Consider the following 19,519-nt stretch of genomic DNA (forward strand, 5'->3'; position numbering starts at 1 on the left):
GCTCGTGACCATGAGCCAGTCCGTTGACAGTGACGTCAGTGGCGTCAGCGCCGTTCGTACGTACATCCAGACCCACCGTGCCGCCTTCCTCGACGACCTCGCCGAGTGGCTGCGCATCCCCTCTGTGTCGGCAGAGCCCGACCACGCACAGGACGTGCGGCGCAGCGCGGACTGGCTCGCCGCGCAGCTCAAGGAGACCGGCTTCCCGACCGCCGGGGTCTGGCAGACGGCCGGCGCTCCCGCTGTCTTCGCCGAGTGGCCCTCGGGCGACCCGCAGGCCCCCACGATCCTGGTCTACGGCCACCACGACGTGCAGCCCGCGGCCCGCGAGGACGGCTGGCACACGGACCCCTTCGAGCCCGTCGTCCAGGGCAACCGCCTCTACGCGCGCGGAGCCGCCGACGACAAGGGCCAGGTGTTCTTCCACACACTCGGCGTCCGCGCCCACCTCGCCGCCACCGGCCGCACCGCCCCCGCCGTGAACCTGAAGCTCCTCATCGAGGGCGAGGAGGAGTCGGGCTCCCCGCACTTCCGCGCGCTGATCGAGGAGCACAAGGAGCGCATCGCGGCCGACGCGGTGATCGTCTCGGACACCGGAATGTGGGCGGAGGACACCCCCACGGTGTGCACCGGCATGCGCGGCCTCGCCGACTGCGAGATCCAGCTGCGGGGCCCCGACCAGGACATCCACTCGGGCTCCTTCGGCGGCGCCGTCCCGAACCCGGCGACCGCCGCCGCCCGCCTCGTCGCCGCACTGCACGACGAGCACGCGCGCGTGGCCGTACCCGGCTTCTACGAAGGCATCACCGAACTCACCGACCGCGAGCGCGAACTCTTCGCCGAGCTGCCCTTCGACGAGCAGCGGTGGCTGAGCACGGCCAAGTCGCACGCGACATACGGAGAAGCGGGCCACACCACCCTGGAGCGCATCTGGGCCCGCCCCACCGCAGAGGTCAACGGCATCGGCGGCGGCTACCAAGGACCGGGCGGCAAGACGATCGTCCCGTCGTCCGCCTTCCTGAAGCTGTCCTTCCGCCTCGTCGCGGGCCAGGACCCGGACCGCGTCGAAGAGGCCGTACGCACGTGGGTCGCCGACCAGTTGCCCGACGGGATCAGCCACTCGATCACCTTCGGCGCCGCCACGCGCCCGTGCCTGACGCCGCTCGACCACCCCGCCCTGCAGTCCGTCGTACGGGCGATGGGCCAAGCCTTCGAACAGCCGATCCGCTTCACCCGGGAGGGCGGTTCGGGACCGGCGGCCGACCTCCAGGACGTACTCGCCGCCCCCGTGCTCTTCCTGGGCATCTCCGTGCCGTCCGACGGCTGGCACGCACCGAACGAGAAGGTCGAACTCGATCTGCTCCTCAAGGGAGTCGAGACGACGGCCTACCTGTGGAGCGATCTCGCCGAGCACTGGCGCGATGCACACTGAGCCGCGCCTTGCCGACCTTGCCGCCTTGCCGCACCACCCATTCCATCGGGGGAGTTGGAAGCACCTGTGACGACCTGGACCGACCGCACCGCTGACCGTCCCGTCTCGCTCACCGCACCGAGCGGTATCGACCGGGCGGCCCACCACCGCCTCGACGAGGCCTGGCTCGCCGCAGCCTGGAGCCACCCCACGACACGGGTCTTCGTGGTCTCCGGCGGCCAGGTGCTCATCGACGAGACACCGGACGGCAGCACCGAACTGGTGATGACGCCGTCGTTCGAGGCGCCCCTCACCGAAGCCCACCGCTACTTCCTGGGCACGGACGACGACGGCGTCAGCTACTTCGCGCTGCAGAAGGACTCCCTGCCGGGCCGCATGGACCAGCAGGCCCGCCCCGCGGGCCTGCGCGAGGCCGGGCTCCTGCTGTCGCCCCGCGACGCGGGCCTGATGGTGCACGCCGTCGCCCTGGAGAACTGGCAGCGCCTGCACCGCTTCTGCTCGCGCTGCGGCGAGCGCACGGTCATCGCTGCGGCCGGACACATCCGCCGCTGCCAGGCGTGCGGCGCCGAGCACTACCCGCGTACGGACCCGGCCGTGATCATGCTCGTGACGGACGACCAGGACCGCGCGCTCCTCGGCCGCCAGGTGCACTGGCCCGAGGGCCGCTTCTCGACGCTCGCGGGCTTCGTGGAGCCGGGCGAGTCCATCGAGACGTCGGTGCGGCGCGAGGTCTGGGAGGAGGCCGGCGTGACGGTCGGCGACGTCGAGTACGTCGCGAGCCAGCCCTGGCCGTTCCCCTCCAGCCTGATGCTGGGCTTCATGGCCAACGCCACGTCGTACGAGATCAACGTGGACGGCGAGGAGATCTCCGAGGCGCGCTGGTTCTCCCGGGAAGACCTGCGGGCCGCATTCGAGTCCGGGGAGGTCCTGCCTCCCTACGGGATCTCGATTGCGGCCCGACTGATCGAGCTCTGGTACGGAAAGCCCCTGCCGAAGCCGGGCACCGTCGGCTAGGCCAGCTTCTGCTTCACCTGGGCCAGCGACGGGTTCGTCAGCGTCGAGCCGTCCGGGAAGAGAACGGTGGGAACCGTCTGGTTTCCGCCGTTCGCCTTCTCGACGAAGGCCGCGGAGTCCGGGTCGTGCTCAATGTTGATCTCGTTGTACGTGATGCCCTCGCGGTCCATCTGGCCCTTGAGCCGGCGGCAGTAGCCGCACCACGTGGTGCTGTACATCGTCACAGTGCCCGGCATGTGTCTCGCGCTCCTTTGTTGCTCGGGGTGCGTCATCGCAATGACCTGAACGTACGTGACCCGGCCACCATTCCCGCATTAGTACGACCGCACCGGCCTCCCTGTGGACAACCGGCTCACGCGCCTCCGGCGACCTGGCAGCATGGCGGGGTGACAGCAGCAACGCACTCCACACTCTTCCCGCAGGTCCCGGACTCTGCCGACGCGGTGCTCGCCGGGCTCGACCCCGAGCAGCGCGAGGTGGCCACCGCCCTGCACGGGCCGGTGTGTGTCCTGGCGGGTGCCGGCACGGGCAAGACCCGGGCGATCACGCACCGGATCGCCTACGGCGTGCGTGCCGGAATCCTCCAGCCGGCCAGCGTGCTCGCCGTCACGTTCACCAACCGCGCGGCGGGCGAGATGCGCGGGCGCCTGCGCCAGCTCGGCGCCTCCGGGGTCCAGGCCCGCACGTTCCACTCCGCCGCCCTGCGCCAGCTCCAATTCTTCTGGCCGAAAGCAGTCGGTGGCCAGCTGCCGCGGATCGTCGACCGCAAGATCAAGCTCGTCGCGGACGCTGCGGCCGCGTCCCGCATCCGCCTCGACCGCAATGAACTGCGCGACGTGACGAGCGAGATCGAGTGGTCCAAGGTCACCCAGACCGTCCCCGCGGACTACGCTGCCGCCGCCGCCAAGTCCGGCCGCCTCATCCCCCGGGACGCGGCGGAGATCGCCCAGATCTACGGCGCGTACGAGGACCTCAAGCGCGACCGCTCCGTCATCGACTTCGAGGACGTCCTGCTCCTGGCCGTCGGCATCCTCCAGGACCGCCACGACATCGCCGACCAGGTCCGCGCCCAGTACCAGCACTTCGTGGTCGACGAGTACCAGGACGTCAGCCCGCTCCAGCAGCGCCTCCTGGAGCTGTGGCTCGGCGACCGCGACAGCCTCTGCGTCGTCGGCGACGCCAGCCAGACGATCTACTCCTTCACCGGCGCGACCCCCGACCACCTGCTGAACTTCCGCACCCGCCACCCCGGGGCGACGGTCGTCAAGCTCGTCAGGGACTACCGCTCCACGCCCCAGGTCGTCCACCTCGCCAACGGCCTGCTCTCCCAGGCCCGTGGCCGCGCGGCGGACCACCGCCTCGAACTGATCTCCCAGCGCGACGCCGGGGCCGAGCCCTTCTACACGGAGTACGCGGACGAGCCCGCCGAGGCCGAGGGCGCCGCCCGCCGCATCCGTGCCCTCATCGCCGACGGCGTCCCGGCGAGCGAGATCGCCGTCCTGTTCCGCACGAACTCCCAGTCCGAGATCTACGAACAGGCGCTCGCCGACGCCGGTGTGCCCTACCAGCTGCGGGGCGCCGAGCGGTTCTTCGAGCGCACCGAAGTCAGGGAGGCTGGCGCCGCGCTGCGCGGCGCGGCTCGCTTCGGGGGCAACGACTCCCTGCTCGACGACGTCGTCGACCTGCCCTCGCAGGTCCGGGCCGTGCTTTCCACGAAGGGCTGGACGACACAGCCGCCTGCGGGTTCCGGCGCGGCCCGTGACCGCTGGGAGTCCCTGGCGGCCCTGGTGCGCCTCGCCGAGGACTTCGCGCGGGCCAAGCCGGACGCGACGCTCGCCGACCTCGTGGCGGAGCTCGACGAGCGCGCGAACGCCCAGCACGCGCCGACCGTGGAGGGCGTCACCCTCGCCTCGCTGCACGCCGCCAAGGGCCTGGAGTGGGACGCCGTCTTCCTGGTCGGTCTCGCCGAGGGCATGATGCCGATCACGTACGCCAAGACCGACGAGCAGGTGGAGGAGGAGCGTCGCCTCCTATACGTGGGCGTCACCCGGGCCCGTCTCCATCTCTCCCTCTCCTGGGCGCTGTCGCGTTCACCGGGAGGCCGCGCGGGCCGTCGCCCCAGCCGCTTCCTGGACGGGCTGCGACCGGGCTCGGGTGCCGGCGCCGGTGCACGCGCGGCGGCCGGCGGGCCCGGTGGCGTCGAGCGCGGCAGCGGCAGCGGCGGCGAGGAGAGCGGCGGCTCCAGGAGCCGCCGGAGGACGAGCAGGTCCCCGGCCCGGTGCCGGGTCTGCGGGCGGACCCTGACCGACGCGGGCGAGATGAAACTGATGCGGTGTGAGGACTGCCCGTCCGACATGGACGAAGGGCTCTACGAACGCCTGCGGGAGTGGCGCTCGGGCCAAGCGGAGCTCCTTGGCCAGCCCGCGTACTGCGTGTTCACGGACAAGACCTTGATCGCGATCGCGGAGGCCGCACCCGACGAAGAGGGAGAGCTGGCCCGGATCCCTGGCGTCGGCGTGCGCAAGCTCAACCGCTTCGGATCTGATGTCCTCGCCATTTGTGCAGGTGACGACCGTGTAAGGGGCGCCGATGGCAACTGATTCAAACTCGTCGAAAAAATAGTTTGCGCAGGCGCAAGGAAGACCCATAGGTTCTTAAGCACGGGAACGGCGGCTTCTCCGAAGCCCTGGCCTCGTGCTGTACTTAATAGTCCGCCCGCAGGATCGGTTCCGGTCGATCCCATAGACGCCGAGAGGAGGCGATTCCAGTGATCAGCATCAACGAGAGCTTCATCAGCACCGCGAAAATGACCGATCGCTCGGTCGTCGCTTCCTGCCTGCTCGGCTTCTCGAACCTGGGCACCGGTCTGTCCGGTGGCATCGCTGCCGCCGCGATCCGTCCGGAGTCCTCTGTCCTGCCTCTGTCCCTCCCGCGTAACGCCGGCACCGCTCTCAACGTGCTTCCGATGCGTGAGGTCAATGAAGGCAGCGAGCGAGCGACCAAGGCACCGGAAGCAGTAGTGACGGCACAGGCGCAGGCCTATGCCTTTGCCGCAGCCGGTGCCGGATCCAAGAAGCAGACGACGCAGCACCACACGATGTGGGCCTTCCGTGGGCTCGAACCCTGGAGTGATCCAGTCTGATCCTCGATCAGACCGGCGCCTTCAGGGCCGCGGAACCCCACCCGGGATCCGCGGCCCTTCTGTTTTCCCCAAAACGGGATGACGGAGCGAAGGGGCCGAGCAAGACCCGGTACCAGCCGCCAACCGGCCGACCCAGGCCGGCACGACCAGACGAGGAAAACACCACCGTGCAACTCGAAGCGCACGCCCCGTCCGTACCGCCTTCAGAGACTCTCCCCCCGCCCGCTCCCACGGAGGACCCGACCTTGACTCCCCTGACCGCGCTCACCGCGCTCGACGACGCCATCGAGAACCTCGGCGTACCCGTCCCCTGCCGTGCCTACGACCCGGAGGTCTTCTTCGCCGAGTCGCCCGCCGACGTCGAGTACGCCAAGTCCCTCTGCCGTACCTGCCCGCTGATGGAGGCCTGCCTGGCCGGCGCCAAGGAGCGGCGCGAGCCGTGGGGCGTCTGGGGCGGCGAGCTCTTCGTCCAGGGTGTCGTCGTTGCCCGCAAGCGGCCGCGTGGCCGTCCGCGCAAGAACCCGGTTGCGGCATGAACACCGTCGGAACAATCGATCGCCCCCTGACGCACGACCCCAAGAAGCAGGCCCCGATGAAGGCAGCCACCGCCGAGCCCACGCGCTCCGCAACCACAGACTTCACCACCACCGGTGCGAACGACTCGCGCCAGAACAGGACCCGCGAGATGCAACTCATCCCAGAAGCCTTGGCTCGTGCGCATATGCACGAACGCATGCTCGAGGCCGAGGCCCAGCGTCCGGCCGCCCGTCTGATGGCGGCCCGCCGGATGCAGCGCCGCGCCGAGCGCGCGTCGCTGCGCGCCAGGCGCGCGCTCGCCATCGCCGTCATGCAGTGACGAGCCGGCCGACGCGCTGACTGAGCTTCACCACGATGCCCCCGGGGGCCGGTCCGAACGGACCGGCCCCCGGGGTGCGTTGTACCGGGCGAACCTCCGGGAGCGGCGATAGGGTCGCCGGGTGGACCAGCAGACTCCTCAGCCCGCGGGCATCGAGAATGCCGAGAACCTCGTGTGTTACTGCTGCGGCACGGTCGCCGACGGCGCGCCACCCACCTGGACCTGCTCCGTGGAGAACGGCGTCCGGCGCTACTTCTGCGACTCCTGCGCCCGCGAGAACCTCAGAGCCATCGAGGGAAGACTCGACTCCGCCTGGTGGTGAGGCCCACCTGGTGGTGCGACCTAGCCGGTGGTGCGGTCCCCCTCGTCCTCCGGCTCCTCAAGGAAGCCCGGCAGCCACTCATCGAGCTCGTCCCGCATCCGCACCGTCGCCCCGAGCTGACACAGCACCCCGATCGTGCTCAACGTCACACGGTGGATCAGCAGATACGACGGCGGGAGATTCAGCCGCTTGCCCAACTGATAGGCGGGGGAGCGGGGATCGGCGACCCGCGCCGCCTGGCCGCGCATCCAGCCGCGGGTGAAGGTGAACTCCTCCACCAGCATCGGTTCGATGATCGGCAGGAGGTAGTCGAGCACCGCGTCCGGTTCGAGCTCCACGGACTCCTGGACGAAGTCCTCCTCGCGCAACATCGCGTAGACCGCGTCGGCCTCGCCCTCGAGCGTCATCCGCAGCGAGCGGCCGATGGTCGGGGGGAGCCCGCCAGGCAGCCGGTCCACCGTGCCGAAGTCGAGGACCCCGAGCCGCCAGCCCTCCTTCTCGTCGGGCAGCAGACGGAAGTTGCCCGGATGCGGGTCGGCGTGCAGCAGGCCGGTGCGCGCGGGACCCGAGAAGAGGAATCGGGCAAGGAGCTGTCCCGCCCGGTCCCGCTGCTCCTGCGTGCCGTCCGCGATCACGTCCGAGAGCGGTGTCCCGTCGATCCACTCGGTCACCAGGACCTGCTCGCACTGATGCACCACATCGGGCACCACGACATCCGGATCGTCCGCGAACTCCTCGGCGTGCGCCCGCTGCGCCTGGGCCTCCAGGCTGTAGTCGAGCTCCTCGGACACCCGGTCGCGCAGCTCCGTGATGAGCGGCTTGATGTCCATGCCCGGGATCAGCGGTCCAAGGAGCTTGGCGAACCGGCTCAGTTGGTTCAGATCGGAGAGCAGTGCCTCGCCGGCCCCCGGATACTGCACCTTGACCGCGACCTCGCGCCCGTCCGTCCACACCGCCCGGTGGACCTGGCCTATCGAGGCGGCGGCGGCCGGCTTGTCCTCGAACTCCAGGAACAGCTCGCGCCAATCCTCACCGAGCCGCTCCGCGAGCACGGCGTGCACGGTCCGCGTCGGCATCGGCGGCGCCGCTTCCTGCAGCTTCGTCAGCGCGGCGCGATAGGGCCCCGCGACCTCCTCCGGCAGCGCCGACTCGAAGACCGACAGCGCCTGGCCGAACTTCATGGCCCCGCCCTTGAGCTCGCCGAGCACCTTGAACAGCTGCTCCGCAGTGCGCTGTTGCAGCTCGCGGCCGACGATCTCCGCCGACTTGCCCCCGATCCGCTTGCCGAGCCCCCAGGTCGCCCGCCCGGCGAAGCCGAGTGGCAGCGCGGCCAGTTTGGCGGTACGGGTTACCGCCTTCCGGGGAAGATCAGACATGCGCCCCTCCAAGTCCCAGACAGCCACGCCTTCGCAGGCGGTTACCCGGCCATTGTGTCGTGCGGCTCCGCGTCCCCGACGAGGTGTTCCCCCTTATCCACCACACCCGCCCCGCATGGGCACGTGAGATGCGGTGACACCGGCCGTGCGTGCCAGTCGAAACCGGGCACGGACGCCTCCCAGCGAGCCCCCGCGCTCGCCGGTGCCGCCCCGTCCAGAAAGGCCAGGGCATGCGCCGCGGCAAGGCCGGCGACCGTGGTCGACAGGGCCAGATCGCACGCGTGCACATGGCGCGCGCGTCCCGAACGCCACTGTGCCAGCATGCGCGGCCAGGTCGGATCCCGGTCCGCGCGATCCAGCGCAAGACAACCGGCACAGGCCGTCGTCCCTGGCAGGACGAGCGGACCGACCACTCCGGTTCCTTCGATCACCCCCGCGTAGAGGTGAGGTGTTCCCGACGAGACGAGCGGCTCGGCGGTGAGCGGGTCCGGCGCGTGGGCGTCGAGCCCGTCTCGCGGAGCGATGATCACGAGGGAGAGGCCCGGCTCCCCTTCTCCAGACGCCCCCGCTTCCTTCCGGCCCCGGCGGGGCGCTCCGTCCGGAGCCGACTGCCGCACGATCCGCCGGGCCGCCGTGTCCCTGCGCTCGCCGACCGCTTCGACGGGCAGGCCCCCCGGTGCCACGTCCCAGGGTTCGACGACCCCTCCGTCCAGCACGTCGACCTGCCCCACGCCCGCCCCGGACAGGACCGAAGCCACCACCGCCCCCACCCGGCCCGCTCCCCGGACCTGCACCCGCATCGCCCGGCGCGCCGCCAGCTTCCTCATCCCGTCGCCCGGCCCGCGCGTCACGACCGACAGGGAGGCCGCATCGGGGCGCAGCCGGTCCATGGCCGGTGTCCTCTTGCGCAGGGCGTCGGCCGCCGCGCCCCCTCCCGTCGCGTCGTCGAGGAGACCGGCTCCGGACAGCCGCCGCACGAGCTTGTCCACGTGGTCGTCGGGCAGACCCATCCTCTTGCCCTCGTCGCGCAGGAGCGGGAGCCCGCGTGTCCCGTCCAGGAGCTGGAGAAAACTGCCCGTCGCCGTGTCGACAGGGCCGAGCACCAGAGCGTGCGCGGGCGCCACGCCGAACTGGATGGTGTTCAGATCGCGCCAGCCGCGCCGCAGCGCCGGTTTCAAGATCGGATGCATGGTCGTCGTCCCCCCGTGTTTCCCGTGTTTCCCCGTGCTTCTCCGGCGCTGTCCCCGTGCGCATCACCGGTTCACAGCCAGAATGCCCGCCCCGCCGAAAGGCCGCCGAGCGTTGTCCACAGGCAGGGGGTATTCGTCGTACTAATCGATCGCACGGGGAGCGATGCCCCGCCGAACCGTCCCGGAGGCGGGACTTCCCCCACGCCCAGCGGGTAACGTCGGGGCGTGCCCGCCGACCCACTGCACCGCGCCGGAAATCCACAGCGCAGCACGACCAGCCCGCCGTCCCCCGGCTCGGGGAGGAGCGCGGTCGAGGTCCGACGGAGCGCCCGCCGCCGCAGAACGGTCTCCGCGTACCGAGAGGGCGATCGAACCGTCGTGCTCATCCCCGCCCGTATGTCCGAGGCCGAGGAACAGCGCTGGGTCAACGTCATGCTCGACAAGCTCGCGGCCCAGGAGAGCAAGCGGGTCCTGGGCGACGCGGAGCTCGCCGAGCGCGCCGAGCGTCTCTCCGAGCAGTACTTCGACGGCCGGGCCAGACCCACGTCCGTTCGCTGGGTCACGAACCAGAACACCCGGTGGGGTTCGTGCACCCCGTCGGAGGGCAGCATCCGCCTTTCGCACCGGCTGCAGGGCATGCCGGAGTACGTCGTCGACTACGTCCTCGTCCACGAGCTCGCGCATCTCCTCGTCCCCGGGCACGGGCCCAACTTCTGGCAGCTCCTCGAGGCCTACCCCCGTACGGAGCGGGCCCGTGGGTACCTCGAAGGCGTGGTCGCGGCAGACCGGCTGCCCCATCTGCCCGCCGCCCGCGACGAGTGAATTTCCGCCGGGCGCGGAGGTTGTGTACCGGGTCTGTACCGGCTTGGTCCGCTGTCGGACTTTGCGGATAGCCTGACGCGACGCATTTACATTCGGGATGGGGGACGGTCGTTACGTATGGCCAGGGAATTCCAACGCGGCCACAAGGCCAAGATCAGTGACCTCACCGCGGGGACCGATCTGTACGTGGGCGTGCAGATCTCCGCCCCCGGACTGAGCTTCGACATCAGCTGCTTCGGCCTGGACGCGGACGAGCGCCTGTCGGACGACAGTTACTTCATCTTCTTCAACCAGCCGAAGTCTCCCGAGGAGTCCATCCAGCTCCTCGGCGCGCAGGCCGGTGACACGGAGTCCTTCCGCGTCACGCTCGACCGGATCCCGGCGAAGATCCAGAAGCTGTCGTTCACCGCGACGATCGACGGCGCCGGGCAGATGTCACAGGTCGCCCCCGGGTACATCCGGATCGTCGCCGGCGGCGAGGAAGTGGCTCGCTACTCCTTCAACGGCGCGGAGTTCTCCACGGAACGCGCCGTGATGCTGGGCGACTTCTACCTGAAGGACGTCTGGCGGTTCGCCGCGATCGGCCAGGGCTTCGACGGCGGTCTCGACGCGCTCCTGAAGAACTTCGGCGGCGAGGTCGCCGAGGAGGAGCCCGCGCCGCAGGCACCGCAGGCCACCGGAGCCCCGGCCTTCGCGCCCCCCGGCCAGGCCGCCGCGCCGCCCGCGTTCGGCGCCCCCGCCGGACCACCCCCGCAGACCCCGGCCCCCGCACCCGCTCCGGCCCCGGCCCAGAACTTCGCGCCACCCGCCCCGGCTCCGGTAGACCCCTCGGTGCACTCCGCGCAGACCATCGTGGCGCCGATGAACCAGCCGCAGGGCGGCACGGTCCCGCCCCCGCCGGCTCCCACGCCGTACGGCCAGCCCGGCCAGCAGCCGCAGCAGCCGCAGTTCGGCCAGGTCCCCGGCCAGTCGGCGCCCCCGCCGCCCGGGTACGGCCAGCAGCCGAGCGCCCCGATGCCTCCCGGCTACGGCCAGCAGCCCCCCGGCCAGTTCCCCGGGCAGCCCGGCTCTCCGTCCCCGTACGGAGCCGCCGCTCCCCAGGGCGCTCCGCAGGCCGGCGGCGTGGCAGCGGCTCTCGCCGCGTACCGCGAGGCCCCCACCGGGCAGCGCTGGACGCAGCAGAACGAGAAGATGATCCGTGTCGACCTCGGCGTCAGCGAGCAGGCCGTGCTCGCCCGCCAGGGCAGCATGGTGCTCTACCAGGGCAAGGTCGAGTTCAGCTACAAGGGCGCGGGCTTCGCGGGCCGCGTCGTGGGCAACTCGACCGGCCAGGAGATGCAGCTGATGCGCTGCTCCGGCCGCGGCCAGGTCTTCCTCGCCGAGGAAGGCACGCATCTGCACCCCATCGAGCTCCAGGGTGACGCGATCTGTGTCTCCGCGGAGAACGTCCTCGCCTTCGACGAGGCCCTGCAGCACGAGGTGCGCAGGATCGAGGGACACGGCATCCCCGGTGGCGCGCTCTTCGTGATGCAGTTCCAGGGCACCGGCACGGTCATCGTCAAGACGCACGGTGTGCCCGTCGTCCTGCCCGTCACGCCGACGACCTTCGCCGACTGCCACGCCGTGGTCGCCTGGTCGGCCGCGTCCCAGGCGATCGTCTCCAGCCAGGTGCGGCTGCGCGCCAACGCGTCCGCGGGCGCCACGGGGGAGAGCGTCAACCTCCAGTTCCGGGGCGCTCCCGGCAACTTCATCATCGTCCAGCCGTTCGAGGTCTGAGGGAGCCCGTCATGAATCAGCAACTCGCGGGCTTCGCCCCCGCGCCCGTCGCCGCCCGTATGGAGAACCACGGCCACCACATGGTCAAGGTGGCGATGCAGACCGGGAACGACCTCCTCGCGCGCGTGGGTTCGATGGTCGCCTACGAAGGGTTCGTGCAGTACGAGCCCAATCCGCCGGCGGTCCGCCAGATCGCCAAGGAGTGGATGACCGGCGAGGGCGCACCTCTGATGAAGTGCTCCGGAGACGGCCTGCTCTATCTCGCCGACTACGGGGCGGACGTCGTCGTCATCAACCTGGCGGGCGACTCGCTCTCGGTGAACGGCACGAACCTCCTGGCCTTCGACGCGAACCTCCAGTGGGGCGTCGAGCGGGTCAAGGGCCTTGCCAAGTTCGCGGGCCAGGGCCTGTGGAACATCAAGATCTCCGGCCAGGGCTGGGTGGCCCTGACCTCTCGCGGCACCCCGGTCGTCGTCGACTGCGGCCGCGGCGAGGACGAGACGTACGTCGACCCGGACGCTCTGATCGCCTGGTCCCCGAACCTCAAGGTGAAGGGCAAGCGCAGCTTCAAGGCCGGTTCGCTCATCGGGCGCGGCAGTGGCGAGGCCTATCAGATGGGCTTCTCCGGGGAGGGCATCGTCGTCGTACAGCCCAGCGAGGACAGCACCGACCGTCTCCGAGCTCGGGGCTGAGGGGGAGCAACACATCATGCAGAGCCCACTTTTCGCGCACACCGAGCAGCAGACTCAGGAGCGCTACACCGTCCAGAACCCGCAGCTGCTGCGGGTCGCCCTCGCGGGCCACGACGACATCCTGGCCCGCAAGGGCGCGATGGTCGCCTACCAGGGTCTGATCGAGTTCGACGCCGAGTACCAGAGCCAGGGCAACCAGCGGGCCCGTGCGCACACCGGCGAGGGCCTCGACCTGATGCGCTGCCACGGCCAGGGCACGGTCTATCTCGCCAACCTCGCCCAGTACATCCACGTAGTGGATGTGGACCAGGACGGCCTGACCGTAGACAGCAGCTATGTCCTCGCGCTCGACTCGTCGCTGACCCACCAGGTCATCGCCGTGGACAGCCAGTACGGCATCTCCGGCTCCGGGAAGTACCAGCTCAACATCACGGGCCGCGGCAAGGTCGCCCTGATGACCTCCGGACAGCCGCTGATGCTGCAGGTCACCCCGGACCAGTACGTGAACGCCGACGCCGACGCGATCGTCGCCTGGTCCAACGGACTGCGGGTGCAGATGCAGGCCCAGACGCACTCCTCCGGAGTGTGGCGCCGTCGCGGGAACACCGGTGAGGGCTGGGAGCTCAGCTTCATGGGCCAGGGTTACGCCCTCGTCCAGCCGAGCGAGATGCTGCCGCCCCAGAATGCGGTCATCGGGCAGGGCACCAGGGCTCAGTACGGCATGGGCCAGCAGGGTGCGCGGGGGCAGAACCAGGGCAACGTCTGGAGCTGAACCCTCTCCGGGCGGGACTGAACCAGAAGGGGTACGGGGAATCTGCGGGCCGGTCGTGGCTGGTCGCGCAGTTCCCCGCGCCCCTTCGGGGCGCTCCTGGGGAGCCGCCTCTTAAAGCCGCGCCCTCGTTGCCTCCACCAAGCGCACCACCGACTCGTCGGCCACGCCCGCCACCTCGTCGTAGGCGAACCAGCGCAGGTCCAGTGACTCGTCGCTGATCGCCTCGACGGCGTCCTGCGGGGCCAGTGCGGCGTACTGCACGTCGAGGTGCTGCGTGCAGGGCCCCGGGATCGGGTGGCGGTCCAGCCGGACGGGGCCCCCGGACAGCAGCGTCAGGCCCGGCACGCCCGACTCCTCCGTGGCCTCGCGCAGCGCGGCCGCGGCCAGGGTCGGGTCACCCGGCTCGCAGTGGCCGCCCATCTGGAGCCACATCCGCAACTTCTTGTGCAGGGTCAGCAGCACACGCCCGCGCTCCGGGTCGATCACCAGGGCGCTGGCCGTCACGTGGCCGTCCGCGCAGGCCTTCCACATGCCGTCCCCGGGGTGGGCGGCGAGATGGTCCAGGTAGTACTGGCGCAGGTCTTCCTGGTCCTCGTAACCCTTCAGCACGAGGACCGCGTCGTCGTACAGGCTCACTTCTCGTCGTCGCCCTTGTCGCTGTCGTCCTCGGTGGTGTCCTTCTTGAGGTCCGGCTTGGCGGGGCCGCCCGCCGCCTCGCCGAGCATCTTGTCCAGCTCGGAGAAGTCCAGCTGCTCGTGGTGCACGAAGCCGTCCGGGTCGTCCAGGTCCGAGGCCGTCGGCAGCATGTCCGGGTGGGCCCACAGGGCGTCGCGTCCGTCCACGCCGCGCGCGTCCGTGAGCGAGGCCCACAGGCGCGAGGCGTCCCGAAGGCGGCGCGGGCGCAGCTCCAGGCCGATGAGCGTGGCGAAGGTCTGCTCGGCGGGACCGCCCGAGGCGCGACGGCGGCGCAGCGTCTCGCGCAGCGCGTCGGCGGACGACAGGCGGGGCTTGGCCGCCGCGTGCACGACCGCGTCCACCCAGCCCTCGACGAGCGCGAGAGCCGTCTCCAGGCGGGCCAGGGCGGCCTTCTGGGCGGGAGTGTCCTCCGGCTGGAACATGCCCTGCTGGAGCGCTTCCTGCAGCTGCTCGGGGTTCTGCGGGTCGAGCTGGCCGACCACGTCCTCCAGCTTGGCGGTGTCGACCTTGATGCCGCGGGCGTACCCCTCGACCGCGCCGAACAGATGCGAGCGCAGCCACGGGACGTGGGCGAAGAGCCGCTGGTGGGCGGCCTCGCGCAGCGCCAGATAGAGCCGGACCTCCTCCTGGGGGACGCCCAGGTCCTTGCCGAAGGCCTCGACGTTCACCGGAAGGAGGGCCGCCTTGCCGGCCGGGCCGAGCGGCAGGCCGATGTCGGTGGAGCCGACGACCTCGCCCGCGAGCACGCCCACGGCCTGGCCGATCTGCTGCCCGAACATGGCGCCGCCCATGGAGCGCATCATCCCGATCAGCGGGCCCGCCATGGCCTGCATCTCCTCGGGGAGCACGTCACCCATGGCGAGGCCGACGCGCTCGGCGACCGGGTCGACCAGCTCCTTCCACACCGGGAGGGTCGCCTCGACCCACTCGGCGCGGCTCCAGGCCACGGCCACGCCCGAGCCGGACGGCAGGGACGTCGCGTCGTCGAGCCACAGGTCGGCGAGGCGGACGGCCTCCTCGACCGCGCCGCGCTCCGTGGGGCCGACGCTGGCGTCCTTGGTGCCGTCCGACGTCCCCTGGGAGACGGTCTGGCGGGCGATGTCCTTGGCCATGTCCCAGTTCACGGGACCGCCCTCGTACGAGAGCATCTGGCCGAGCTGCTGGAACGCGGCGCCCAAATCGTTCGGGTTCATCGAACCGAACATGGCTGCGAACGGGTTGTCACCGCCCGGGCCGCCCGCGCCGGGCAGGCCTCCGAAGCCGAACGGGTTCCCAGGGCCACCTGCACCCTGTCCCCCTCCGGGGCTGTCCTTCTTCTTGCCCTCGTCGCCGTTCTCCGGCTCCTCCGGCGGAAGGCCGAATCCGAATGGGGTGTCACTCACGGGATTCCTCGGCTCGTCAGGCCGCCGGTACTGTTCCGGCGGCGGCTGCCTTACAACACCACCCAGCGTAGACACCGTGACGGGATCGGGCCTCAGTGCTTCGCCGACTCATGGCCTGCGGCAGGATGGATGCCACCTGGTACGTACGCGTCATTCGCGTATCTACTGAAGACAACCGCTGGAGACGCCTGGTGAGTTCCCCAGATCCACAGGTTCGCGCAGCGCGAAACCTTTCAACCCCGGCCCCCGTCCGAGGGCCCGTGGTCGCCGTCACCGGCGCCGCCTCCGGTGTGGGCGCGCTCCTGACCGAGCGCCTGGCCGCGTCCGAGGAGATCAAGCAGGTCGTCGCCATCGACGAGCGGCGGGGCGAGTGCGCCCAGGCCCAGTGGCACATCCTGGACGTCAGGGACCCCGCCATCGCCGAGAAGCTGCGGGGCGCGGACGTCGTGGTCCACCTCGCGCTCGATCTCGACCTGGAGACCGACGCGGCGGCCCGTACGGCGTACAACGTGCGCGGCACGCAGACCGTGCTGACGGCCGCCGCGGCGGCCGGCGTCCACCGCGTCGTGCTCTGCACCTCCGCGATGGTCTACGGAGCACTGGACGACAACGAACTGCCCCTCTCCGAAGACGCCGAACTGCGCGCCACCGCGGAGGCCACCGGTGTCGGCGACCTCCTGGAGGTCGAGCGCCTGGCCCGGCGCGCTCCCCGGGCCCACCCCGGTCTGAACGTCACCGTGGTGCGGCCCGCGATCCTGGTCGGCGGCACGGACACCGCGCTCACGCGGTACTTCGAGTCGCCCCGGCTGCTCGTGGTGGCGGGGTCCCGCCCCGCCTGGCAGTTCTGCCACGTCGAGGACCTGTGCAGCGCCCTGGAGTACGCCGTCCTGGAGAAGGTCGACGGGGAGCTGGCCGTCGGCTGTGACGGCTGGCTGGAGCAGGAAGAGGTCGAGGAGCTCAGCGAGATCCGGCGCATGGAGCTGCCCTCCACGGTGGCCCTGGGCGCCGCCGCGCGGCTGCACCGGATCGGTCTCACGCCGTCTCCGGCCGGGGACCTCGCGTACACGATGTATCCGTGGGTGGTCAGCGTCAGCAGGCTGCACGACGCGGGCTGGCGGCCCCAGTGGACGAACGAGGAGGTCCTCGCGGAGCTGCTGGAGGAGGTCGCGGGGCGCCGGACCGTGGCGGGCCGCAGGCTCGGCCGCAAGGACGCGACGGCCGCGGGAGCCGCGGGAGCGACGGTCGCGCTGCTGGGCGCCGCGGCGGTGGTGCGGCGCGCGCGGAAGGCGCGGCGCCGGATCTGAGTCTCGCCGCGGGGTCGGCCGAGCGCTGTCGCCCCCTGTAGAGAACTCCAACGCGGCACGCGCGCGTGCCGGGCGAAAGCGCTATTCCGTGATGTCCGTGCCGTGCGGCACCATGGCCGCATGGCACGCACCACGAACGACCACCCCGGCGAGCAGGCCGCACAGGACCCCATCAGGCTCCTGGCGATCCGTGACGCACCGCTCTCCCTGGACGAGGTCTTCCGGGCCGTCGGTGACGACGCCGCGGGCGGCACCGCGCTCTTCGTGGGAACGGTGCGCAACCACGACGGCGGTGCGGACGTCGACGAGCTCGGCTACTCGACCCACCCGACGGCCGAGGCCGAGATGCGCCGGGTGGCCGAGAAGGTCGTCGGTGAATATCCGGTGCGCGCCCTGGCGGCCGTCCACCGCGTCGGCGACCTGGCGGTGGGCGATCTCGCGGTCGTGGTGGCCGTCTCCTGCCCGCACCGCGCCGAGGCCTTCGCCGCCTGCCGCAAGCTGATCGACGACCTCAAGCACGAGGTGCCGATCTGGAAGCACCAGCGCTTCTCCGATGGCCAGGAGGAGTGGGTCGGCGCCTGCTGACGTCCTGCCGATCCCATCCGGCCAGTTGGCCCCCTGGAGCCTCCAGTTGCGTAACCCGACCCCTGGCGTGAGCGTTGACGCAGCGGATGGTTAATCTGCTGATCAGTCAGTTGCGGTCGCTCAAGGGGTCGGGAGGTCGACATGGCATCACTTGCCTGGTTGCTGATTCCGTTTGCGGCAGCCGTCGGTGCGGGGCTGTGGGCTGCCCTGGCGGCGCGCAACCGCAGGTCCGGCAAGACCGGGGACAACACCGAGCTGAACGGCTACGCGGCCTTCCGCGAGGCGATGGAGAAGTCGCACTCCGGGACGTGAGGCCCCGGGCCCCGTACGGACCGGCCCCAGGGGTGCACTGACAGGCAGGTCCCGTACTGTCGTTCCATGCCACGCCGCACCGCGACGATGCTCGCCTCCACCCTGATGCTGATCGCGCTGCTCTGCGCCGGAGTCCTCATCAAAGTGCCGTACTCGGAGATGTCCCCGGGTCCGACGGTGAACACCCTCGGCGACCACGGCGGCGAGCCGGTGCTGCAGATCTCCGGTCACAAGACCTACCCGACGACCGGTCACCTCAACATGACGACGGTCCGGGTCACGAGCGCCGACTACAACATGAACATCGCGGAGGCCGTGTACGGCTGGCTGGCCCACGACAACATCGTGGTGCCGCACGACACCCTCTACCCGGACGGCAAGACCGAGCAGCAGTCGACCCAGGAGAACGCCGAGGAGTTCAGCCAGTCCCAGGAGAGCGCGAAGGTCGCGGCGCTCAGGGAACTGGACCTCCCGGTGAAGTCCCAGGTCGTCGTCTCCACCGTCTTCAAGAACAGCCCCGCCGAGGGCAAGCTCCACGCGGGCGACGTCATCAGGAAGGTCGACGGCAAGCCCGTGAAGGAGATGTCGGACGTCGCCGAGCTGGTCACCAAGCACAAGCCGGGCCAGGACGTGACCTTCAGCCTCGTCCCCGTCAAGGAGGCGGCCGCCGCCGAGAAGGCCGGCAAGGAGCCGACCCGGACGGAGGACGTGAAGATCACCACGGAGAAGGCGAAGGACGGCCGCGCGATCGTCGGCATCCAGGCGGGCACCGATCACACGTTCCCGTTCACCATCGACATCAAGCTCGCCGACGTCGGCGGCCCCAGCGCCGGACTGATGTTCGCGCTCGGCATCGTCGACAAGCTGACCCCGGACGACCTCACCGGCGGCAACTTCGTGGCAGGCACCGGCACGATCGAGGACAACGGCAAGGTCGGCCCGATCGGCGGCATCGGCATGAAGACGGTCGGCGCGCGCGCCAAGGGCGCAAAGTACTTCCTGACGCCGAAGGACAACTGCGCCACGGCGGCGAAGGACGTCCCGGACGGCCTCACGCTCGTCAAGGTGGACACCATCGACGACGCGGTCAGCTCCCTCGACGACATCCGCAAGGGCGACACCGCGGACCTGCCGCAGTGCACGGTGAAGAAGTAGCCGGTCAAGAAGCAGTAGCCGGACGTACGCGGGCAGGGTCGGGCCCCACCCGCGTACGGGAACGGCGTGGTGTCAGGCGAACGTGGCCGCAAGCGCCTCCGCGAGGCCCGGAACCAGGTCGGACCCCGTCAGGACCTCGGTGGGCGAGTCCTTCTCGCGCAGCCGCAGGGCCGACTCACGCGCACCGTCACGGAGCACCGCGACCGTCATGCGGACCTCCTGGCGGTCCGGGTGCTCGGCCACCCACTTCGCGAGCTGAGCCTCGCTGAGCCCCTCGGGGACGGACGTCTCCGCGGACGGCGGCAGCATCAGACGCTCCACCGTGAGGGCGCAGCCGGCCACGGCGTCCGGCCAGGCGATGGTGCCGAGGAACTCGTCCAGCGGCTTGCCCTCCGGGATCTCCTCCTGCTCGATGGGGGTGAGGCCGGTTTCCTCGGGGGTGTTGTCGAGGCCGAGCTGGTTGGCGAGGCCGGGTTCCTGGGAGCGCAGTCGCGCCGTGTCGACGAGCGCGAAGAGGCGTGCGGGCCGGTCCCAGCCGAGGCCGGACGCGTACTCGTCGATCTCGAGTACGGCTCGGGTGAGGGGGCTCGCTGCCATGGGAGTGTTGGACATGGTCACAATCCTGCCTCGTTAGTCCCGAGAAACGGGAACCGAGTAAAGCGTAGGTAAGTTGCATAGGTGTGGGTCCACG

General features: G+C 70.6%; 21 protein-coding genes. 15 read left to right on the forward strand and 6 right to left on the reverse strand.

Annotated elements, in window-relative coordinates; genetic code table 11:
• The first annotated feature begins 10 nt into the window (after nucleotides 1-10).
• Both ABXJ52_RS24590 and nudC read left to right on the forward strand, forming a co-directional pair.
• Nucleotides 11-1,432, forward strand: coding sequence for a dipeptidase (locus ABXJ52_RS24590; protein WP_367044846.1), 1,422 nt, complete (start codon nucleotides 11-13; stop codon nucleotides 1,430-1,432).
• 66 nt (nucleotides 1,433-1,498) lie between these two features.
• Nucleotides 1,499-2,446 carry an NAD(+) diphosphatase gene (nudC, locus tag ABXJ52_RS24595; protein ID WP_367044847.1) on the forward strand — a complete coding sequence of 316 codons (948 nt, stop codon included), beginning with the start codon at nucleotides 1,499-1,501 and terminating at the stop codon, nucleotides 2,444-2,446.
• Here nudC and ABXJ52_RS24600 read toward each other — a convergent pair.
• Entirely contained in the window at nucleotides 2,443-2,682 is a 240-nt protein-coding gene (locus tag ABXJ52_RS24600) for a mycoredoxin (protein WP_344522160.1), read from the reverse strand. The two genes, nudC and ABXJ52_RS24600, sit on opposite strands and share 4 nt — an antisense overlap.
• 150 nt (nucleotides 2,683-2,832) lie before the next feature.
• Here ABXJ52_RS24600 and ABXJ52_RS24605 point away from each other — a divergent pair, with 150 nt between their 5' ends.
• The 5 genes from ABXJ52_RS24605 (at nucleotide 2,833) to ABXJ52_RS24625 (ending at nucleotide 6,766) form a co-directional block, all read left to right on the forward strand.
• Nucleotides 2,833-5,046, forward strand: coding sequence for an ATP-dependent DNA helicase UvrD2 (locus tag ABXJ52_RS24605; protein WP_367044848.1), 2,214 nt, complete (start codon nucleotides 2,833-2,835; stop codon nucleotides 5,044-5,046).
• A 167-nt stretch (nucleotides 5,047-5,213) separates the two neighbouring features.
• Nucleotides 5,214-5,588, forward strand: a complete 375-nt coding sequence (locus ABXJ52_RS24610; RefSeq protein ID WP_367044849.1) for a hypothetical protein — start codon at nucleotides 5,214-5,216, stop codon at nucleotides 5,586-5,588.
• A gap of 167 nt (nucleotides 5,589-5,755) precedes the next feature.
• Nucleotides 5,756-6,124 (forward strand): WhiB family transcriptional regulator, encoded by a 369-nt coding sequence (locus tag ABXJ52_RS24615; RefSeq protein WP_160507109.1) that lies wholly within the window; start codon nucleotides 5,756-5,758, stop codon nucleotides 6,122-6,124.
• A complete protein-coding gene (locus ABXJ52_RS24620; protein WP_367044850.1) occupies nucleotides 6,121-6,444 on the forward strand; it encodes a hypothetical protein in 324 nt (107 codons plus the stop codon). The genes ABXJ52_RS24615 and ABXJ52_RS24620 overlap by 4 nt, the downstream gene beginning before the upstream one ends.
• Before the next feature lie 121 nt (nucleotides 6,445-6,565).
• Nucleotides 6,566-6,766, forward strand: coding sequence for a hypothetical protein (locus ABXJ52_RS24625; protein WP_367044851.1), 201 nt, complete (start codon nucleotides 6,566-6,568; stop codon nucleotides 6,764-6,766).
• Nucleotides 6,767-6,786: 20 nt separating this feature from the next.
• Here the strand turns inward: ABXJ52_RS24625 and ABXJ52_RS24630 are convergent, their stop codons facing one another.
• Both ABXJ52_RS24630 and ABXJ52_RS24635 read right to left on the reverse strand, forming a co-directional pair.
• On the reverse strand, nucleotides 6,787-8,142 hold the full coding sequence (locus ABXJ52_RS24630; protein WP_367044852.1) for an AarF/ABC1/UbiB kinase family protein: 1,356 nt from the start codon (nucleotides 8,140-8,142) through the stop codon (nucleotides 6,787-6,789).
• A 41-nt stretch (nucleotides 8,143-8,183) separates the two neighbouring features.
• Complete coding sequence (locus ABXJ52_RS24635) at nucleotides 8,184-9,332, reverse strand: ThiF family adenylyltransferase (RefSeq protein WP_367044853.1); 1,149 nt, start codon at nucleotides 9,330-9,332, stop codon at nucleotides 8,184-8,186.
• Nucleotides 9,333-9,557: 225 nt separating this feature from the next.
• Here ABXJ52_RS24635 and ABXJ52_RS24640 point away from each other — a divergent pair, with 225 nt between their 5' ends.
• The 4 genes from ABXJ52_RS24640 (at nucleotide 9,558) to ABXJ52_RS24655 (ending at nucleotide 13,394) form a co-directional block, all read left to right on the forward strand.
• A complete protein-coding gene (locus ABXJ52_RS24640; RefSeq protein ID WP_367044854.1) occupies nucleotides 9,558-10,154 on the forward strand; it encodes a M48 family metallopeptidase in 597 nt (198 codons plus the stop codon).
• A gap of 117 nt (nucleotides 10,155-10,271) precedes the next feature.
• A complete protein-coding gene (locus tag ABXJ52_RS24645) occupies nucleotides 10,272-11,930 on the forward strand; it encodes a TerD family protein (RefSeq protein WP_367044855.1) in 1,659 nt (552 codons plus the stop codon).
• 11 nt (nucleotides 11,931-11,941) lie between these two features.
• Complete coding sequence (locus tag ABXJ52_RS24650; RefSeq protein WP_363308073.1) at nucleotides 11,942-12,622, forward strand: AIM24 family protein; 681 nt, start codon at nucleotides 11,942-11,944, stop codon at nucleotides 12,620-12,622.
• A 16-nt stretch (nucleotides 12,623-12,638) separates the two neighbouring features.
• On the forward strand, nucleotides 12,639-13,394 hold the full coding sequence (locus ABXJ52_RS24655) for an AIM24 family protein (protein ID WP_367044856.1): 756 nt from the start codon (nucleotides 12,639-12,641) through the stop codon (nucleotides 13,392-13,394).
• A 111-nt stretch (nucleotides 13,395-13,505) separates the two neighbouring features.
• Here ABXJ52_RS24655 and ABXJ52_RS24660 read toward each other — a convergent pair whose 3' ends face one another.
• Both ABXJ52_RS24660 and ABXJ52_RS24665 read right to left on the reverse strand, forming a co-directional pair.
• Entirely contained in the window at nucleotides 13,506-14,030 is a 525-nt protein-coding gene (locus tag ABXJ52_RS24660; protein WP_367044857.1) for an NUDIX hydrolase, read from the reverse strand.
• Complete coding sequence (locus tag ABXJ52_RS24665; RefSeq protein WP_367044858.1) at nucleotides 14,027-15,472, reverse strand: zinc-dependent metalloprotease; 1,446 nt, start codon at nucleotides 15,470-15,472, stop codon at nucleotides 14,027-14,029. Before ABXJ52_RS24665 ends, ABXJ52_RS24660 begins: the two co-directional genes overlap by 4 nt.
• 191 nt (nucleotides 15,473-15,663) lie before the next feature.
• Here ABXJ52_RS24665 and ABXJ52_RS24670 point away from each other — a divergent pair, with 191 nt between their 5' ends.
• From ABXJ52_RS24670 to ABXJ52_RS24685, 4 genes are all read left to right on the forward strand, one after another.
• Nucleotides 15,664-16,776 carry an NAD-dependent epimerase/dehydratase family protein gene (locus ABXJ52_RS24670; protein WP_367044859.1) on the forward strand — a complete coding sequence of 371 codons (1,113 nt, stop codon included), beginning with the start codon at nucleotides 15,664-15,666 and terminating at the stop codon, nucleotides 16,774-16,776.
• Nucleotides 16,777-16,896: 120 nt separating this feature from the next.
• On the forward strand, nucleotides 16,897-17,361 hold the full coding sequence (locus ABXJ52_RS24675; protein WP_367044860.1) for a molybdenum cofactor biosynthesis protein MoaE: 465 nt from the start codon (nucleotides 16,897-16,899) through the stop codon (nucleotides 17,359-17,361).
• Nucleotides 17,362-17,502: 141 nt separating this feature from the next.
• Entirely contained in the window at nucleotides 17,503-17,673 is a 171-nt protein-coding gene (locus ABXJ52_RS24680; protein WP_367044861.1) for a hypothetical protein, read from the forward strand.
• A gap of 66 nt (nucleotides 17,674-17,739) precedes the next feature.
• Nucleotides 17,740-18,828 carry a PDZ domain-containing protein gene (locus ABXJ52_RS24685; protein WP_367044862.1) on the forward strand — a complete coding sequence of 363 codons (1,089 nt, stop codon included), beginning with the start codon at nucleotides 17,740-17,742 and terminating at the stop codon, nucleotides 18,826-18,828.
• 72 nt (nucleotides 18,829-18,900) lie between these two features.
• On the opposite strand, the gene ABXJ52_RS24690 is transcribed toward ABXJ52_RS24685, so the two are convergent.
• The gene (locus ABXJ52_RS24690; protein WP_367044863.1) at nucleotides 18,901-19,440 is read right to left on the reverse strand and encodes a PPA1309 family protein; all 540 of its coding nucleotides are present in this window, start codon (nucleotides 19,438-19,440) and stop codon (nucleotides 18,901-18,903) included.
• Nucleotides 19,441-19,519 lie beyond the last annotated feature (79 nt).

The sequence above is a fragment of the Streptomyces sp. Je 1-332 genome (assembly GCF_040730185.1).
Lineage (GTDB): Bacteria > Actinomycetota > Actinomycetes > Streptomycetales > Streptomycetaceae > Streptomyces.

Coding starts and splice junctions, on each gene's coding strand:
- ABXJ52_RS24635 (WP_367044853.1), bottom strand. CDS start 9,332: ATGCATCCGATCTTGAAACCGGCGCTGCGGCGCGGCTGGCGCGATCTG.
- ABXJ52_RS24655 (WP_367044856.1), top strand. CDS start 12,639: ATGCAGAGCCCACTTTTCGCGCACACCGAGCAGCAGACTCAGGAGCGC.
- ABXJ52_RS24680 (WP_367044861.1), top strand. CDS start 17,503: ATGGCATCACTTGCCTGGTTGCTGATTCCGTTTGCGGCAGCCGTCGGT.
- ABXJ52_RS24620 (WP_367044850.1), top strand. CDS start 6,121: ATGAACACCGTCGGAACAATCGATCGCCCCCTGACGCACGACCCCAAG.
- ABXJ52_RS24645 (WP_367044855.1), top strand. CDS start 10,272: ATGGCCAGGGAATTCCAACGCGGCCACAAGGCCAAGATCAGTGACCTC.
- ABXJ52_RS24630 (WP_367044852.1), bottom strand. CDS start 8,142: ATGTCTGATCTTCCCCGGAAGGCGGTAACCCGTACCGCCAAACTGGCC.
- ABXJ52_RS24650 (WP_363308073.1), top strand. CDS start 11,942: ATGAATCAGCAACTCGCGGGCTTCGCCCCCGCGCCCGTCGCCGCCCGT.
- ABXJ52_RS24675 (WP_367044860.1), top strand. CDS start 16,897: ATGGCACGCACCACGAACGACCACCCCGGCGAGCAGGCCGCACAGGAC.
- ABXJ52_RS24600 (WP_344522160.1), bottom strand. CDS start 2,682: ATGCCGGGCACTGTGACGATGTACAGCACCACGTGGTGCGGCTACTGC.
- ABXJ52_RS24690 (WP_367044863.1), bottom strand. CDS start 19,440: ATGTCCAACACTCCCATGGCAGCGAGCCCCCTCACCCGAGCCGTACTC.
- ABXJ52_RS24685 (WP_367044862.1), top strand. CDS start 17,740: ATGCCACGCCGCACCGCGACGATGCTCGCCTCCACCCTGATGCTGATC.
- ABXJ52_RS24590 (WP_367044846.1), top strand. CDS start 11: ATGAGCCAGTCCGTTGACAGTGACGTCAGTGGCGTCAGCGCCGTTCGT.